We start from the raw sequence: 15,762 nt of genomic DNA, 5'->3' as shown, positions 1-15,762 counted from the left end.
TCCACAGAGGTGTCGGGTTACACACCGCCAGCGGTGAGCTTTTCCGGGTCCAGCAGGATCTCCAGTTCGCCGCGCGTCAGATCGGTGTGTTCCAAGGCGACATCAATGACCGGCCGGCCTTGCTGATAAGCCTTCTTGGCGATTTCAGCGGCCTTCTGGTAACCGATGATCGGGTTCAGTGCGGTGACCAGGATCGGGTTGCGCGACAGCGCTTCCTTGAGCCTGGCTTCGTTGACCTTGAACGTGGCGATGGCCTTGTCGGCCAGCAAGCGGCTGGCGGTGGACATCAAGGCGATACTGCTCAGCAGATTCTGGGCGATGATCGGCAGCATGACGTTCAATTCGAAGTTGCCCGATTGACCGGCAATGGTGATCACCGTGTCATTGCCGATCACCTGGGCCGCCACCATCGCAGTGGCTTCGGGAATGACCGGGTTGACCTTGCCGGGCATGATCGAGGAACCCGGCTGCAGGCCTTCGAGTTCGATTTCTCCCAGGCCTGCCAGCGGCCCGGAATTCATCCAGCGCAGGTCGTTGGCGATTTTCATCAGCGACACCGCCGTGGTCTTGAGCTGTCCGGAAACCGCCACGGCGGTGTCCTGGGAGCCGATCAGCGCGAACAGATTCTTGCCCGGGGTAAATTGCACTTGGGTCAGTTGCGTCAGTTGTTGGCTGAACAACTCGGCAAAGCGGGGATGGGCGTTGACCCCTGTGCCGACTGCCGTACCGCCCTGGGCCAGGGCTTGCAGGCTCGGCAGCAAGTCCTGCAAGTGACCGATATTGGCTTTGAGTTGCTGCGCCCATCCATTGAGCACCTGGCTCAAGCGCACCGGCATGGCATCCATCAAATGGGTGCGACCGGTCTTGATGAACGGGTGAACCTCTTCGGCCTTGCGCTCGATCACCTGCACCAGGTGCAGCAGCGCCGGCAGCAACTGCTCATGCAAGGCCAGTGCAGCGCTGACATGAATGCTGGTGGGAATGATGTCGTTGCTGCTCTGACCGCAGTTAACGTGATCGTTCGGGTTGACCGTCTCTCCCAGCAGACGACTGGCCAGGGTAGCGATCACTTCATTGGCGTTCATGTTGGAGCTGGTGCCGGAGCCGGTCTGGAAGATATCCACCGGAAAATGCTCCATGAACTGGCCTTCGAGCAGCCCCTGGGCCGCGTCGACGATGGCCTTGCCCTGGGCCGCGCTGATTTGCCCAAGCTCTACGTTGGCCCGGGCGGCAGCGGCCTTGGCCAGGATCAGCGCGCGAATGAACTGCGCTGGCATGCGCTGGCCACTGACCGGGAAGTTATCCACAGCACGCTGGGTCTGCGCGCCGTAAAGGGCGTCCACCGGGACTTGAAGTTCGCCCATGCTGTCGCGTTCGATACGGGTATTACTCATCGGGAGTTCCTTGCACCAGTTCAATAAGAGGAATCGACGGCTCCAGGGCGCAGGTCGCCAACGCCCAGGCATGGCTCTGCCAGCGCTTGAGGCGGCAGCGGCACAGTGCTTGTCGTTCGAGGTCGCGCAATGGGCGCCAGGCCTGGTCGAGGCAGAGCGTGCGCCAGTGCCAGGGCAACGCGACATCCGAGGCGGTGTCGAGCAGTAAGCGAAAGGTCGTTTCGCAAATCATCCACGGCGAAGTGGCGGTGCAGCAGGCCAGGTAGCGGCCCTCGGCCAGGTAATGCTCGATCAGCCGCGGCTCGTCGGGGCTCATCGCGCAGCGAATCTGGCGGCTCATCCAACGCCAGCTTTCAAGGTAGGGTTGCTCGTGCAGGGCAGAACTCATGACCGGGGCTCATTCGGCAAATGAGATTCATTATTAGATGATAATAAGAAGCAACACAACAGCGAGGCCACACAAATTCATCGTGGCGAGGGAGCAAGCGCCCTCCCAACAAGGTTTCTGCGGGCACAAAAAAGGCGCGCCATCCAAACGAATGACGCGCCTTTTTTACGCGATGAGCGTTAGCTCCCCGCCACCGTCATCCGCTCGATCAACACCGAGCCGGTGCGGATGTTGCTGCGCAGCTCCAGGTCGTTACCCACGGCCACGATCTGCTTGAACATGTCGCGCATGTTACCGGCGATGGTCACTTCCTGGACCGCAAATTGAATCTCGCCGTTCTCGACCCAGAACCCCGCCGCACCACGGGAGTAATCCCCGGTGACCATGTTCAGGCCATGGCCCATCAGTTCGGTCACCAGCAAGCCGCGGCCCATGCGTCGCAGCAGGGCGGCCTGGTCTTCTTCGCCATGGGTGACGAACAAATTGTGCACGCCGCCAGCATTGGCGGTGCTCGGCATGCCGAGCTTGCGACCCGAATAGGTGCCGAGGATATAGGACACCAGTTCACCGTTTTCCACGAACGGCTTGGCGTAGGTCGCCAGGCCATCGCCGTCGAACGCCGAACTGCCCATGGCTTGCATCAGGTGCGGACGTTCATCGATGGTCATCCATTCCGGGAACAGTTTCTGGCCCAGCGCCCCTTCGAGAAACGACGACTTGCGGTACAGGTTGCCGCCGGACACCGCCGACAGGAAGCTGCCAAACAAACCACCGGCCAGCTCGGCAGAAAACAGCACCGGCACTTCACAAGTCGGCACTGGCCGTGCGCCCAAGCGGCTGGCCGCCCGTTGCGCAGCTTTCTGGCCGATGCTCACCGGGTCAGCCAACAGCGTGCCCTGGCGGCTCACGTCGTACCAGTAATCGCGCTGCATCTGCCCGTTGGCTTCGGCGATCATCACGCAACTGAGGCTGTGACGGGTCGATGCATAACCGCCGATGAAACCGTGGCTGTTACCGTAGACCCGGCAGCCCTGGTGGGTATTGAGCGTCGTGCCGTCGGCATTCTTGATCCGCGGGTCGGCATCGAACGCCGCCGCTTCGCAACGCAGTGCCTGCTCGATGGCCTGTTCAGGGGTGATGTCCCAGGCGTGGAACAAGTCGAAGTCCCGCAACTCCTTGCACATCAGCGCAGCATCGGCCAGGCCCGAGGCCTCGTCTTCGGAGGTGTGCTTGGCAATCGCCAGTGCGGCGGCGACGGTTTCGCGAATGGCGTCCGGGCCACTGGCCGAAGTGCTGGCCGAGCCCTTACGCTGGCCCACGTACAAGGTGATGCCAAAGCCCTGGTCGCGGTTGAATTCGACGGTTTCCACCTCGCGCTGGCGCACCGAGGTCGACAGGCCCTGCTCCAGCGACACCGCCACCTCACAGGCGCTGGCCCCCTGTCGCTTGGCCTCGGCAAGGATCTGCTCGACTTGTTCCTGCAGTGCCGGCAATGCTTGCGGGCCGACGCTCTGAACTGCACTCATGGTGTTCTCCACTCAAATTCTGCTTTCGGTGATGGCCTTCGAGCGACCGGGCCGGACAAGCGGCCCCCGACTGGTTATCATGGCGGCGTTTCTTTGCGGACTGCCACCATGGTTGATTCTTACGACGACTCCCTCTACGAGGGTGAAAAAAGCAAATCCCAGGTCAAACGCGAGCTGCATGCTCTGGTTGACCTCGGCGAGCGCCTGACAACACTCAAGCCTGACTTGCTGGCCAAACTGCCCCTGACCGACGCCTTGCGCCGGGCCCTGGCCGATGCGCCCAAGCACACCGCGAATATCGCGCGTAAACGGCACCTGCAATTCATCGGCAAACTGATGCGCGACCAGGACACTGACGCCATCTTGACTCTGCTCGATCAACTCGATGCCTCCACCCGGCAGTACAACGAACGCTTCCATAACCTGGAGCGCTGGCGCGATCGCTTGATCGCAGGCGATGACGGTGTGCTGGAAAAATTCGTCATCGACTACCCGGACGCTGATCGCCAGCAACTGCGCTCCCTGATCCGTCAGGCCCAGCACGAGTTGGCGCAAAACAAGCCACCGGCCTCGAGCCGTAAAATCTTCAAGTACATCCGTGAGCTGGACGAGACTCAACGCGGCCTGCGCTGAGTAACGCCCGCGGGTGGAGGCCCTGCACTCCACCCGACGCTCCCGTCATGCGCCCGTGCCGCCCACGGTAATCGCATCGATCTTCAGGGTCGGTTGGCCCACGCCCACTGGCACCGATTGCCCGTCCTTGCCGCACGTCCCCACGCCACTGTCCAGGGCCAGGTCGTTACCGACCATCGACACCTTGCTCATCGCCTCCGGCCCGTTGCCGATCAGGGTCGCGCCCTTGACCGGTGCGGTGATCTTGCCGTCTTCGATCAGGTAGGCCTCGCTGGTGGAGAAGACGAATTTGCCGCTGGTGATGTCCACCTGGCCGCCGCCGAGGTTGGCGCAATAGATGCCTTTTTTTACCGAGGCAATGATTTCCGCCGGATCACTTTGGCCACCCAACATGTAGGTGTTGGTCATGCGCGGCATCGGCAGGTGCGCATAAGACTCGCGACGACCGTTGCCGGTGCGGGCCACACCCATCAGCCGGGCGTTGAGTTTGTCTTGCATGTAGCCCTTGAGTACGCCGTTTTCAATCAGCGTGGTGCACTCGGTCGGCGTGCCTTCGTCGTCGACGCTCAGGGATCCGCGACGTCCGGCCAGGGTGCCATCATCGACGATGGTGCAGAGTTTCGAGGCAACCATTTCGCCCATGCGCCCGCTGTAGGCTGAACTGCCCTTGCGGTTGAAATCGCCTTCCAGACCGTGGCCCACCGCTTCGTGCAGCAGCACGCCGGACCAGCCGGAACCGAGCACCACTGGCAACGTGCCAGCCGGGGCTGGGATCGCTTCCAGGTTGACCAGCGCCTGGCGCAACGCTTCGCGGGCGTAACCCATGGCGCGATCTTCGCTGAGGAAATAACGGTAATCGGTGCGCCCACCGCCGCCATGGCCACCGCGCTCACGGCGACCATTCTGCTCGACGATCACGCTGACGTTGAACCGCACCAATGGCCGCACGTCCGCCGCCAGGCCACCGTCGGTGGAGGCCACCAGGATCCGTTCCCAGACCCCGGCCATGCTCACCGTGACTTGCTGGATACGCGGGTCCAGAGCGCGGGTGGCAACGTCAATGCGCTTGAGCAGCTCGACTTTTTCGGCGCGGCTCATGACTTCCAACGGGTTGTCCGGCGCATACAGCTGCGCCACGTCCTGGCTGCTGAACGCCTGGACCGTGCCGTTCTGCCCGGCCCGGGAGATCGAGCGGGCGGCACGGGCAGCGGCGCCGAGGGCCTCGAGGGTAATCGCGTTACTGTAGGCGAAGCCGGTTTTTTCCCCGGATTGGGCCCGCACGCCCACGCCTTGATCAAGGTTGAAACTGCCTTCCTTGACGATGCCGTCTTCCAGCGACCAGGACTCGGAGATCTGCCCCTGGAAATACAGGTCGGCGGCATCGATGCCCGGGCCGGCCAGGTCGCCCAGCACGCCTTGCAGGCTATCCAGGGTTACGCCACCGGGGGCTAAAAGGTGTTCACTGACTGAGGACAACAACCCGCTCATATGTTTTACGCCTTGAATTCGTCGTCTTGAACAGGCCGCTGTCGAGCGCCCTGCGAGAAAAAGCGCCGATGGCTGGCCACCGGCATGCGCGCCCTGATGGACGCCTGTTCGCTGCTGTCGCGTTCGGCCAGCAGCACGGCCTCGCCTTGATCCTGTTGCGCCAGCACACGGCCCCATGGGTCGACAATCGCGGCATGGCCAAAAGTTTCCCGTGGCCCCGGATGCACGCCACCCTGGGCGGCCGCCAGCACATAGCACTGGGTCTCGATGGCCCGGGCGCGGATCAGCACTTCCCAATGGGCCGCGCCGGTCACCGCGGTGAACGCCGAGGGCGCCGTGATCAGCTCGGCCCCGGCAGCCCGCAACTCGCTATAGAGCTCCGGGAAACGCAAGTCATAGCAAACCGTCAGGCCAACCCGGCCCACCGGTGTATCGGCGACCACTACATTGCCGCCATAAGCATAGTCATCAGACTCACGATAGCGCCCGCGGTTGTCCGCCACGTCCACGTCGAACAGGTGCAGCTTGTCGTAGCGCGCGACGATCTGGCCCTGATCGTCGACCAGCAACGAACAGGCATGGGACCTGGCCTCGGGCTGGTCCACCGGTGGCAACGGCAACGTACCAGCCACAATCCATAACTTGAGGTCGCGAGCGGCCTGTTTCAACCAGGGCAGGATCGGTCCCTGACCAAAGGCTTCGGCACGACCAATGTCGGCGATGTCCCGTCGTCCCATGGCCGCGAAGTTCTCTGGCAGCACCGCCAGCCGTGCACCACCAGCGGCAGCCTGCTCCAGCAGCACCCGGGCACGGGCCAGGTTGGCGAGCACATCGCTCTGGCTGACCATTTGAATCACTGCGACTGGCATGGTGCTTCCCTCACTTTTGCATAGTTCCCTGTGGGAGCGGGCTTGCTCGCGAAAGCGGTGTGTCTGTCACATCAATATTGAAAGTGCCGACGCTTTCGCGAGCAAGCCCGCTCCCACAAAAGGGATACCCATTCGTCCATTAGAACGGCTTATCGAAGGTAATCTTCGGCTCTTTCCACGGGCCCTTGACGTCGTATCTTACGCTGGCGAAGCGCGCCACGCGGTCGCCGATCAGTTTGTCGATCAAAAACAGCGCGCCACCCACCGCCGGAGCGCCGACGATCAGCGCGGCAATCGGCAGGTTGTTGGTCACCGGGAGCGTCACCAGCAGCTTGGCGTCGACCCGGTCGGCCACCATGTCCAGCGTTCCGTTGAGCTCCAGGTTGCTGGAAGGCCCTGTCAGGGTAATGGGCTCACGGGTCACGTACACACCGTCGCTCGCCACCAGCAGCCCCTTGACCCGGTCGTAGCTCAGGCCCTTGCCGAACAGGTCGGAGAAGTCCAGGCGCAAGCGCCGGCCGATGGAGTTGAAATTCAGCAGGCCGAATACCCGCAATGCCTGGGCGCTGCCTTCGACCTCGACGAACTGGCCCTTGCTCAGCGACGCATCGAGACTGCCGGAAAAACGCTTGGTCGCGACCCACGCCGGCGAACCTGGCCAGCGACCATCGACGTCCAGGTGGAACGACTGGCTGGTGACGCTCGGTGCAAAGCCCCAGCCCTTGAGCACATCAGCCAGGTTCTTGCCGCCAATGCGGCCCTTGTACCAACTGCTGGTCGCACCGGGCGCACCTTCCCAGGCACCGTTGCCCTTCAACACCATGCCCTTGAGGCCCATATCCAGATTATTCAGCGCGATGCCTTTGCCGGTCGGGCGCACCTTCAACGACCAGGCACCGATCAGGTCCGGGCCCTGGAACAACTGGTCGATGGCGACATCCATCGCCGGAATGGCAGTGGGGTCGACCGAAGCCAGCGGGTCCGGGGCGTTTTCGTCGGCCTGCACCGTCGGGTCCACGGCCGGCAGGCGTACATAGTCAAGCTTGATACCAATCGGGGCGGCTTTCGCGTCTGGCAGGCTGACGCTACCCTTGGCCTGCTGGCTGTCGAGCCGCAGGCCCCAGGCGTCCGGCTTACGATCAAGCTGAACCGAAGCCTGGTCCAGGGTCGTGCCCATGGCCGTGAGCTTGCCGATCTTCAGATCAGCACCGCTGAGCAACTGCTTGGCGCTGCTGCCCGGGTCCTGGCCGGCGTACTTGCTCACCAACTTCTGCCACGGGCTGACGTCCAGCTCCGACAGTGTCCCGCGCAGTCGCAGCCCCTTGGTCCCTGGCAGGACAGCATCGCCGCTCCCCAGCAACAGCTCGCCGCGACCGTCGGCCAGTTTTCCGCTCGGGGCTGCGTAGGTGAAGCTGGCCAGGTCGCCATAATCGACCCAGTAACGCCGCTCCGGCCCTTGCAAGGTCATGCGAAACACCGTGTCACGCCCGGCATCGGCGGTCATGCCGAAGGGCGCTGGCAGGTCCAGCGCCACGCCCTTGAGGCTGGACTTGACCGATAACTGGCTGTCGGCGCCGTCAAGGATCACCTGCAACTGATACGGCACCACCCCGGATACCGGCAGCGGCTGGGTGACGTTCAACCAACTGGTGAGTGTTTTGATCTCTACCTGCCCGGACGCCGCGACCCGCGTGTTGAGCGCACCGGCGCGGCCCTCGGCGAAAATCTGCGCCGTCACCGGGCGGTCGAAGGCCCGGGCGCTGATGCCCTTGCCGCTCAACCCTTTGTTGCTGTCGAAACGGAAGTCGCCTTTGAGCTGGGTCAGTTCCAGCGCCGGCTCACTGAGTTTGAGCCGGGCCTGGTCGGTGGCAAAGTCCACCAGGATCTTCGGCTGCTCGCCTTTGACCAGCGGAATATCGAGTTTCACGTTGCCTTGCAACGCGCCCTCGCCCTCCCAGCCGGCGAACGTCTCGGCGGTGCCAATCGGTGCCGTCTGGAGAATCTTCAGTCCGTCGCCCAATCCTCCGGCGAACCCGCCGTCCAGTAGCAGGTGGGAACTCTGCCCACTGGGTACATGGGGAATATTCACCGAGACATCCTTGACCTGGGTCTCCAGCAGTTGCCCCTGGCTGGCATAGATGCGCACGCCGCTGTCTTCGACGAAGACATCGCCGCTGACCTTGCTGACCGACGGCCAGCCCGGCTGGAACGCCAGTTCGGCGTCATGCACCTTGAAAAACAGACTGATACTGCGAGCCGCGTCCTCGGCACCTTTATTCAGCGAGCCTTGGTACTGGAAAAAACCCTCATCCACCGCGCCTTTGACGATTGCCGTGCGCAGCCACTCATCCAGCGCCGGGCTCAGGACCGCGGGCAAGTACTTGGCGGTGTAGCGGCCGTCGCCATCCACCAGGCCGACCCGCAGGTCCATGTAGTCTTCCTGGCTGTGGTCGAAATGCAGGCGGATCAGGAAATCGCCGGCAATCCGGCCCTCCTCCCCCAGCACCTTCAAGTACGGGGCGATCAGGGTGAAGCCTTGCTTGTCCAGCTTCCAGGTCAGCCGGGCATTGGCCTGCAGGTATTGCCAGGGTTTGGCGAAGATCGGGTCCAGGTGCAGGGAAAAATCCTTGCTGTCCATGCGCAGCTCGCCGCCGCCGAGGTCGCCACTCAGGCTCCCCGATACATTGCGTGCCGCGGGGGCGCCGCGGTAGGCGTCGAAACCCACCGTGTCCAGATTCGTGGCGAAACTGATTTTTTGATCACCGCTGTTCTGCGGTCGGTAATCCACCAGTACGTTGCGCAGGCCGCCGGTGACCTTGAGCCGGTCGATGGTCGTCGCGACGCCTTCAGGCAGTGGCGCCAGGGCATGCAGCAATGGGGTCAGCGGCGCCAGGTCAAGGCGATCGGCTTGCAAGTGCCAAAGTTCTTCGGTCTTTTCAGTGGCGCTGCTCTGTTGCAGCTGCAGGCGTGATTCCCAGCGGGTTTCGCCCAGGTTCATCGCCAGGGAATCGAAGGTTGCGGTAAATCCCTGGCTGCCACGCTGGAAATAGCCATTGAGGGCCAGGTTGTGGATCTGCACCGGCTTGCGCTCGGCGTAGGCACCCTGGATGTCAGGGGCGTCCAAGCGCATGGCCGCGCTTTGCAGCGTACCGTCACCCCAGCTCAGCCAGAACTCGCCACCGGCCTTGATCCGGGAAAAATTCCATTGCCGGGTCAGGCGTTTCGGCAGCCATTTGGACCAGTCGCTTTGCGGCAGGCTCAGGTAAGCGTCGGCCTGGCCGTTCTTCCAATCGCTGGCGCGGATGCGGGTGCGCAGGTTGATCGCCACGGGCTGGCCGTCGGGCAGGGTCAGGCGCGCGTCCAGGCGCTGGCGGGTGGCGCCGGTGCGCAAGCTCAAGCCGACGTAGGTCAGGGTCAACGGTGCTTGTTCAAGGGGTTGCAAGGTCACTTGGCTATCGAGCAGCGACAGCTTGGAAACCACCTGCATGCGATCGAGCAGTTGCTGCGGATCGAGGGGCTGATCATCCTTCACCGGCAGGCCTTCCAAGGCCCACTTGCCGTCGACGTCCTCCTTGAGGCTGATCTTCAGGCCGCTGAGCTCCAGGTGAGCAATACGCACCTGACGCGCCAGCAGGCTGCCCCACAAGTCCGGCACGGCCCGCACCTGATCCAGGTGCAAGGCATTGGCGCCCTCGCCGACCACCACGTCGCGCGCCGCCAGGATCGGCGCCAAAGCGCTCCAGCTACCTTCGACGCTGCCGATGTGCACGGGCAGGCCCAGCGCTTGGCCGGCCCGGGCCTGGACCTCGGCACGATATTCGGCCACCAGTGGGACCAACTCCCGACCGAGGCTGACATATAAGGCCAGCAGCACCAGAAGGAGCGCACACAGGCCCAGCCCCCAGCGGGTCAGCGCGGCCAAAATACGAGTCAAACGCTCCATGTCAGTGGGCTCCCTTGGCAAAGCCGGTCAAATCTGCGGGCCCGCCGCTTCCCAGGCCCTTCAGAGCAACACCACGTCGTATTGTTCCTGGGAATACATGGTTTCCACCTGAAAACGAATCGTACGGCCGATAAAAGCTTCCAGTTCGGCGACATTGCCCGACTCTTCATCGAGCAGGCGATCCACCACTTTCTGGTTGGCCAACACTCTATAGCCGGTGGCCTGGTAGGCGCGCGCTTCCCGGAGAATTTCCCGGAAGATTTCGTAACACACGGTTTCCGGGGTCTTGAGTTTGCCCCGGCCCTGGCAACTGCTGCACGGCTCGCACAGCACCTGCTCAAGGCTTTCGCGGGTGCGCTTGCGGGTCATCTGCACCAGGCCCAGCTCGGTGATGCCGATGATGTTGGTCTTGGCGTGGTCACGTTCGAGTTGTTTTTCCAGGGTCCGCAACACTTGGCGCTGGTGCTCTTCATGCTCCATGTCGATGAAGTCGATGATGATGATCCCGCCCAGGTTGCGCAGGCGCAATTGGCGGGCGATGGCGGTGGCCGCCTCCAGGTTGGTCTTGAAGATGGTTTCTTCGAGGTTGCGATGGCCGACGAACGCCCCGGTATTGACGTCGATAGTGCTCATGGCCTCGGCCGGATCAACCACCAGGTAACCGCCAGATTTGAGCGGCACCTTGCGTTCAAGGGCCTTCTGGATTTCATCCTCGACGCCGTACAGGTCGAAAATCGGCCGCTCGCCAGGGTAATGCTCAAGGCGATCGGCAATTTCCGGCATCAGCTCGGCGACAAACTGGGTGGTTTTCTGGAAGGTTTCCCGGGAGTCGATGCGGATCTTTTCGATCTTGGGGCTGACCAGGTCCCGTAGCGTACGCAGCGCCAGGCCCAGGTCTTCATAGATCACGCTGGGGGTAGCGATGGTCTTGATCTGCGCGGCGATCTGGTCCCAGAGCCTTCGCAGGTAGCGGATGTCCATGAGGATTTCATCGGCCCCGGCCCCTTCGGCGGCGGTACGCAGGATGAAACCACCGGCTTCCTTGATGCCTTCTTTTTCCACGCAGTCGCTGACCACCTGCTTGAGGCGCTCGCGCTCGGCTTCGTCTTCGATCTTCAGGGAAATGCCGACGTGGGCGGTACGCGGCATGTACACCAGGTAGCGCGACGGAATCGACAGCTGGGTGGTCAGGCGCGCGCCCTTGGAACCGATGGGGTCCTTGGTGACCTGCACCACCAGGCTCTGGCCTTCATGGACCAGCGCGCTGATGCTCTCCACCGCTGGCCCTTCGCGCATGGAAATTTCCGAGGCGTGAATGAATGCCGCCCGGTCCAGGCCGATGTCGACGAAGGCCGCCTGCATGCCCGGCAGCACCCGCACCACCTTGCCTTTGTAGATATTGCCGACGATACCGCGCTTTTGCGTGCGCTCGACGTGGACCTCTTGCAGCACACCGTTTTCAACCACCGCCACGCGCGATTCCATCGGCGTGATGTTGATCAGGATCTCTTCACTCATGGCAGGGTCTCGTTCAGGCATATTCACGATTATGGCCGCATCAGTCAGACGGCGCTCAGCGCGCGCTCAAGGTTTGCCAACAGGGTATGCCGAAATGGCCCAGCAGTTCTGCGGTTTCGCACAGCGGCAGGCCGACCACGGCCGAATAACTGCCGTCCAACCCGGCGACAAACACCGCGCCCAAGCCCTGGATGCCATAGCCGCCGGCCTTGTCCCGGGGTTCACCGCTGGCCCAGTAGGCCGCCGCTTCTTGTTCAGTGATGGGGCGAAAGCGCACCCGGCTGCGGACAACGCGGGATTCGCAACGCTGCCCATCCAGTAGGGCAATGGCGGTCAATACTTCATGCTCGCGACCGGACAGGCTCAAGAGCATCGCCATGGAATCGGTCTGGTCCAGTGGCTTGCCGAGAATCTGCCCGTCCAACACCACGGCGGTGTCAGCCCCCAGCACGCAGCCATCCACGTCGGTTTCCAGGGCGCGCCATCCAGCCTCGGCCTTGCCGCGCGCCAGGCGCTCGACATAGGCCGAAGGGCTTTCGTGATCCAAGGGGGTTTCGTCGATGTCCGCGCTGACGGCGGTGAACGGCACGCCGATCTGCGTGAGCAGTTCACGCCGACGCGGCGAGCCTGAGGCGAGGTAAAGCGGTTTCATCAAGACATCTCCCTATCAAGGCCAATGCCTGACCGAATCAGTTGATTTTGAAACGCAGGCGCAGGCCACGCAAACCGAAGCTGACCCAAGGCCAGAGCAAGGCGCTGACCAGCGCTGGCAGCACCAGGGCCAGGGTCGGCTGACGATTGCCGGTCAGCGCGCTGAGCCACAATTGCACCAGTTGCGCCAGGCCGAAGATCACCAGGATCACCAGGCACTGTTGCCACATGGGGAACATCCGCAGGCGTTGTTGCAACGACAGCACCAGGAACGTAATCAGCGTCAGGATCAGCGCGTTCTGCCCCAGCAACGTGCCATAAAGCACGTCCTCGGCCAGGCCCAGGCACCAGGCGGTGACCATGCCGACCTTGTGCGGCAGTGCCAGCGCCCAGAAGGCCAGCAGCAGGGCCAGCCACAGTGGCCGCAGGATTTCCATGAACTGCGGCAGCGGCGAAACGCTGAGCAACAGGCCGATGGCGAAGGTCAGCCAGACCATCCAGCCGTTTCCGGATTGAGTACTGCTCATTCTTCTCGTGCTCCCCTGGTGGCTGGCGCGGCGGCCGGCGTGGCGACAGGTGGGTTCGCGGCGGGCCGGGCAGGCTGGGACGCCGGCGCGTGAGTGGTCGAGCGGGTCGGTTTCGCAGCAGGCGTGGCGGCGGGTGCAGCCGCCGGCGTCGTAGCCGGAGCTGCCGCGCCCGGTGCAGGCACTTGCGGTTTGGGCACGGTGGCAGGGACTGGCGCCGGGCTAGCCGTAGCCGGGGTGGCCGACTCGCCGCCCTGGCGGTCCTGGGCTTCCTGGGCCACGGCCGCGTCGTTGGCGCGCTCCTCGGGTGTGCGGTTGTCGCTGAATACCAGCAGCAGGTAACGGCTGCGATTCAACGCAGCCGTCGGCACCGCACGGACGATGGCGAACGGTTGGCCGGAGTCATGGATGACTTCCTTGACCGTCGCCACCGGATAACCGGCCGGGAACCGCTGACCGAGGCCGGAGCTGACCAGCAGGTCGCCTTCCTTGATGTCCGCGGTGTCGGCCACGTGCCGCAGTTCCAGGCGCTCCGGGTTGCCGGTGCCGCTGGCAATCGCGCGCAAACCGTTGCGATTGACCTGCACGGGAATGCTGTGGGTAGTGTCAGTCAGCAACAGCACCCGGGAGGTGTAGGGCATCAACTCCACCACCTGGCCCATCAGGCCCCGGGCGTCGAGCACCGGCTGGCCGAGAACCACACCGTCGCGCTCACCCTTGTTGATGATGATGCGGTGGGTAAAGGGGTTGGGGTCCATGCCGATCAATTCGGCCACTTCGACCTTCTCATTGACCAGCGCCGAAGAATTGAGCAACTCACGCAGCCGCACATTCTGCTCGGTGAGGGCCGCGAGCTTCTGCATGCGCCCCTGCAACAGCAGGTTTTCGGTCTTGAGTTTTTCGTTTTCGGCGACCAGTTCGGTCCGGCTGCCAAACTGGCTGGCCACACCTTGCCACAAGCGCTGCGGCAGGTCGGTGATCCAGTAGGACTCCATCAACACCAGCGACATCTGGCTGCGCACTGGCTTGAGCAGCGTGAAGCGGGCATCGACCACCATCAGCGCGACCGATAGCACGGTCAGCACCAGCAGGCGCACACCCAATGAGGGGCCTTTGGCGAAAAGCGGTTTAATAGGCCGCTCCTCCCAGGCAAATGTTCTCTTTATTCATACGGCATCAAACCGGCCTGGATACGAATGACAGAAGATAAACGCCAACGGGCAGCACTGCAAAGTGCTGCCCGGGAGCGAACAACATAGACCACTCCAGCAACATTTATTCGCTGGAGAGCAGGTCCATGGTGTGCTTGTCCATCATTTCCAATGCACGGCCACCGCCGCGGGCAACGCACGTCAGCGGGTCTTCAGCCACGATCACCGGCAGGCCGGTTTCCTGGGCCAGCAGTTTGTCGAGGTCACGCAACAGCGCGCCACCACCGGTCAGCACCAGGCCGCGCTCGGCGATATCCGAGGCCAGTTCCGGCGGCGACTGCTCCAGGGCGCTCTTGACCGCCTGGACGATGGTCGCCAGCGACTCTTGCAGCGCTTCGAGCACTTCGTTGGAGTTGAGGGTGAAGGCCCGTGGAACGCCTTCGGCCAGGTTACGGCCGCGAACGTCGACTTCACGCACTTCACCGCCCGGGTAGGCCGTGCCGATTTCCTGCTTGATGCGCTCGGCGGTGGACTCGCCGATCAGGCTGCCGTAGTTGCGACGCACGTAAGTGATGATCGCTTCGTCGAAACGGTCGCCGCCCACACGTACGGATTCGGCGTAGACCACACCGTTCAGGGAGATCAAGGCGATCTCGGTGGTACCGCCACCGATGTCGACGACCATCGAGCCGCGCGCCTCTTCGACCGGCAGGCCGGCACCGATGGCAGCGGCCATCGGCTCTTCGATCAGGAACACTTCACGGGCACCGGCACCGAGGGCCGATTCACGGATGGCGCGACGCTCCACCTGGGTGGATTTGCAGGGAACACAGATCAGCACACGAGGGCTGGGCTGCAGGAAACTGTTTTCGTGAACCTTGTTGATGAAGTACTGCAGCATTTTTTCGCAGACGCTGAAGTCGGCGATCACGCCGTCCTTCATCGGACGAATGGCGGCAATATTGCCCGGTGTACGGCCCAGCATGCGCTTGGCTTCGGTGCCGACAGCCACGACACTTTTCTGGTTACCGTGGGTGCGGATGGCCACGACCGAGGGTTCATTCAGGACGATACCGCGCTCGCGCACGTAAATAAGGGTGTTGGCAGTGCCCAGGTCAATGGAGAGATCGCTGGAAAACATGCCACGCAGTTTCTTGAACATGGGAAAGGGACCCTAGGCAACGCGTGGGTAAAAAAGTGCGGCAAACTCTAACAACGACAGGGATTTTGGGCAAGGCGCCAATATGTTAAATTGGCCGCTTTTCTGTGCACCAAACCCCACAATCGCGGCCGTAAGGCCGTAGAAATGCGGTAGTGTTCCGACAATCTAACACACGGACAGACTGCGTCCGTTTTGTTTTCCACTGGAGAATCCCATGGCGCTTGAACGCTCCGACGTGGAAAAAATCGCTCATCTGGCCTGTCTGGGCCTCAATGAAGCCGATCTTCCACATATCACTTCTGCCCTGAACAGCATTCTGGGGCTGGTCGACGAGATGCAGGCGGTCAATACCGACGGCATCGAACCCCTGGCCCACCCACTGGAAGCCAGCCAGCGCCTGCGCGCCGACGTCGTGACCGAGTCCAATCACCGCGAGGCCTACCAGTCCATCGCACCAGCGGTCGAAAACGGCCTGTACCTGGTTCCGAAAGTCATCGACTAAAGGGAAAGAGCCT

Annotated in this window: 13 protein-coding genes; 2 read left to right on the top strand and 11 right to left on the bottom strand. The window is 62.8% G+C overall.

Going from position 1 to position 15,762, the window contains the following annotated elements; all coding sequences use genetic code 11:
• Positions 1-17 precede the first annotated feature (17 nt).
• The 3 genes from ACWNZ1_RS18955 to pmbA all read right to left on the bottom strand — a co-directional run bounded on the left by ACWNZ1_RS18955 (position 18) and on the right by pmbA (position 3,308).
• Positions 18-1,394 (bottom strand): class II fumarate hydratase, encoded by a 1,377-nt coding sequence (locus tag ACWNZ1_RS18955; protein WP_135843697.1) that lies wholly within the window; start codon positions 1,392-1,394, stop codon positions 18-20.
• The gene (locus ACWNZ1_RS18950) at positions 1,387-1,782 is read right to left on the bottom strand and encodes a FagA protein (protein ID WP_135843696.1); all 396 of its coding nucleotides are present in this window, start codon (positions 1,780-1,782) and stop codon (positions 1,387-1,389) included. Before ACWNZ1_RS18950 ends, ACWNZ1_RS18955 begins: the two co-directional genes overlap by 8 nt.
• Before the next feature lie 179 nt (positions 1,783-1,961).
• Positions 1,962-3,308, bottom strand: a complete 1,347-nt coding sequence (pmbA, locus tag ACWNZ1_RS18945) for a metalloprotease PmbA (RefSeq protein ID WP_135843695.1) — start codon at positions 3,306-3,308, stop codon at positions 1,962-1,964.
• Between the two features lie 108 nt (positions 3,309-3,416).
• On the opposite strand from pmbA, the gene yjgA reads away from it, so the two are divergent.
• Positions 3,417-3,941: a ribosome biogenesis factor YjgA gene (gene yjgA, locus ACWNZ1_RS18940; protein WP_135843694.1), complete on the top strand. Its 525-nt coding sequence runs from the start codon at positions 3,417-3,419 to the stop codon at positions 3,939-3,941.
• A 45-nt stretch (positions 3,942-3,986) separates the two neighbouring features.
• Here yjgA and tldD read toward each other — a convergent pair whose 3' ends face one another.
• From tldD to mreB, 8 genes are all read right to left on the bottom strand, one after another.
• Positions 3,987-5,429 (bottom strand): metalloprotease TldD, encoded by a 1,443-nt coding sequence (tldD, locus tag ACWNZ1_RS18935; protein ID WP_135843693.1) that lies wholly within the window; start codon positions 5,427-5,429, stop codon positions 3,987-3,989.
• A gap of 5 nt (positions 5,430-5,434) precedes the next feature.
• A complete protein-coding gene (locus ACWNZ1_RS18930; RefSeq protein WP_135843692.1) occupies positions 5,435-6,298 on the bottom strand; it encodes a carbon-nitrogen hydrolase family protein in 864 nt (287 codons plus the stop codon).
• Positions 6,299-6,437: 139 nt separating this feature from the next.
• On the bottom strand, positions 6,438-10,241 hold the full coding sequence (locus tag ACWNZ1_RS18925) for a YhdP family protein (RefSeq protein WP_280944691.1): 3,804 nt from the start codon (positions 10,239-10,241) through the stop codon (positions 6,438-6,440).
• Positions 10,242-10,301: 60 nt separating this feature from the next.
• The gene (rng, locus tag ACWNZ1_RS18920; RefSeq protein WP_025211842.1) at positions 10,302-11,759 is read right to left on the bottom strand and encodes a ribonuclease G; all 1,458 of its coding nucleotides are present in this window, start codon (positions 11,757-11,759) and stop codon (positions 10,302-10,304) included.
• A 55-nt stretch (positions 11,760-11,814) separates the two neighbouring features.
• A complete protein-coding gene (locus ACWNZ1_RS18915) occupies positions 11,815-12,411 on the bottom strand; it encodes a Maf family protein (RefSeq protein ID WP_265072703.1) in 597 nt (198 codons plus the stop codon).
• A gap of 37 nt (positions 12,412-12,448) precedes the next feature.
• Entirely contained in the window at positions 12,449-12,937 is a 489-nt protein-coding gene (mreD, locus tag ACWNZ1_RS18910) for a rod shape-determining protein MreD (protein WP_003197820.1), read from the bottom strand.
• Positions 12,934-14,067 carry a rod shape-determining protein MreC gene (gene mreC / locus ACWNZ1_RS18905; RefSeq protein WP_265073087.1) on the bottom strand — a complete coding sequence of 378 codons (1,134 nt, stop codon included), beginning with the start codon at positions 14,065-14,067 and terminating at the stop codon, positions 12,934-12,936. Before mreC ends, mreD begins: the two co-directional genes overlap by 4 nt.
• A 142-nt stretch (positions 14,068-14,209) precedes the next feature.
• Positions 14,210-15,247 carry a rod shape-determining protein MreB gene (mreB, locus tag ACWNZ1_RS18900; RefSeq protein ID WP_002555108.1) on the bottom strand — a complete coding sequence of 346 codons (1,038 nt, stop codon included), beginning with the start codon at positions 15,245-15,247 and terminating at the stop codon, positions 14,210-14,212.
• Between the two features lie 214 nt (positions 15,248-15,461).
• Here mreB and gatC point away from each other — a divergent pair, with 214 nt between their 5' ends.
• Positions 15,462-15,749, top strand: a complete 288-nt coding sequence (gatC, locus tag ACWNZ1_RS18895; protein WP_003197816.1) for an Asp-tRNA(Asn)/Glu-tRNA(Gln) amidotransferase subunit GatC — start codon at positions 15,462-15,464, stop codon at positions 15,747-15,749.
• Positions 15,750-15,762 lie beyond the last annotated feature (13 nt).

It is taken from the genome of Pseudomonas sp. CFBP 5748, assembly GCF_053850495.1.
This window is presented reverse-complemented; position numbering and strand designations above follow the sequence as displayed.

Coding starts and splice junctions, on each gene's coding strand:
- ACWNZ1_RS18955 (WP_135843697.1), bottom strand. CDS start 1,394: ATGAGTAATACCCGTATCGAACGCGACAGCATGGGCGAACTTCAAGTC.
- ACWNZ1_RS18950 (WP_135843696.1), bottom strand. CDS start 1,782: ATGAGTTCTGCCCTGCACGAGCAACCCTACCTTGAAAGCTGGCGTTGG.
- pmbA (WP_135843695.1), bottom strand. CDS start 3,308: ATGAGTGCAGTTCAGAGCGTCGGCCCGCAAGCATTGCCGGCACTGCAG.
- yjgA (WP_135843694.1), top strand. CDS start 3,417: ATGGTTGATTCTTACGACGACTCCCTCTACGAGGGTGAAAAAAGCAAA.
- tldD (WP_135843693.1), bottom strand. CDS start 5,429: ATGAGCGGGTTGTTGTCCTCAGTCAGTGAACACCTTTTAGCCCCCGGT.
- ACWNZ1_RS18930 (WP_135843692.1), bottom strand. CDS start 6,298: ATGCCAGTCGCAGTGATTCAAATGGTCAGCCAGAGCGATGTGCTCGCC.
- ACWNZ1_RS18925 (WP_280944691.1), bottom strand. CDS start 10,241: ATGGAGCGTTTGACTCGTATTTTGGCCGCGCTGACCCGCTGGGGGCTG.
- rng (WP_025211842.1), bottom strand. CDS start 11,759: ATGAGTGAAGAGATCCTGATCAACATCACGCCGATGGAATCGCGCGTG.
- ACWNZ1_RS18915 (WP_265072703.1), bottom strand. CDS start 12,411: ATGAAACCGCTTTACCTCGCCTCAGGCTCGCCGCGTCGGCGTGAACTG.
- mreD (WP_003197820.1), bottom strand. CDS start 12,937: ATGAGCAGTACTCAATCCGGAAACGGCTGGATGGTCTGGCTGACCTTC.
- mreB (WP_002555108.1), bottom strand. CDS start 15,247: ATGTTCAAGAAACTGCGTGGCATGTTTTCCAGCGATCTCTCCATTGAC.
- gatC (WP_003197816.1), top strand. CDS start 15,462: ATGGCGCTTGAACGCTCCGACGTGGAAAAAATCGCTCATCTGGCCTGT.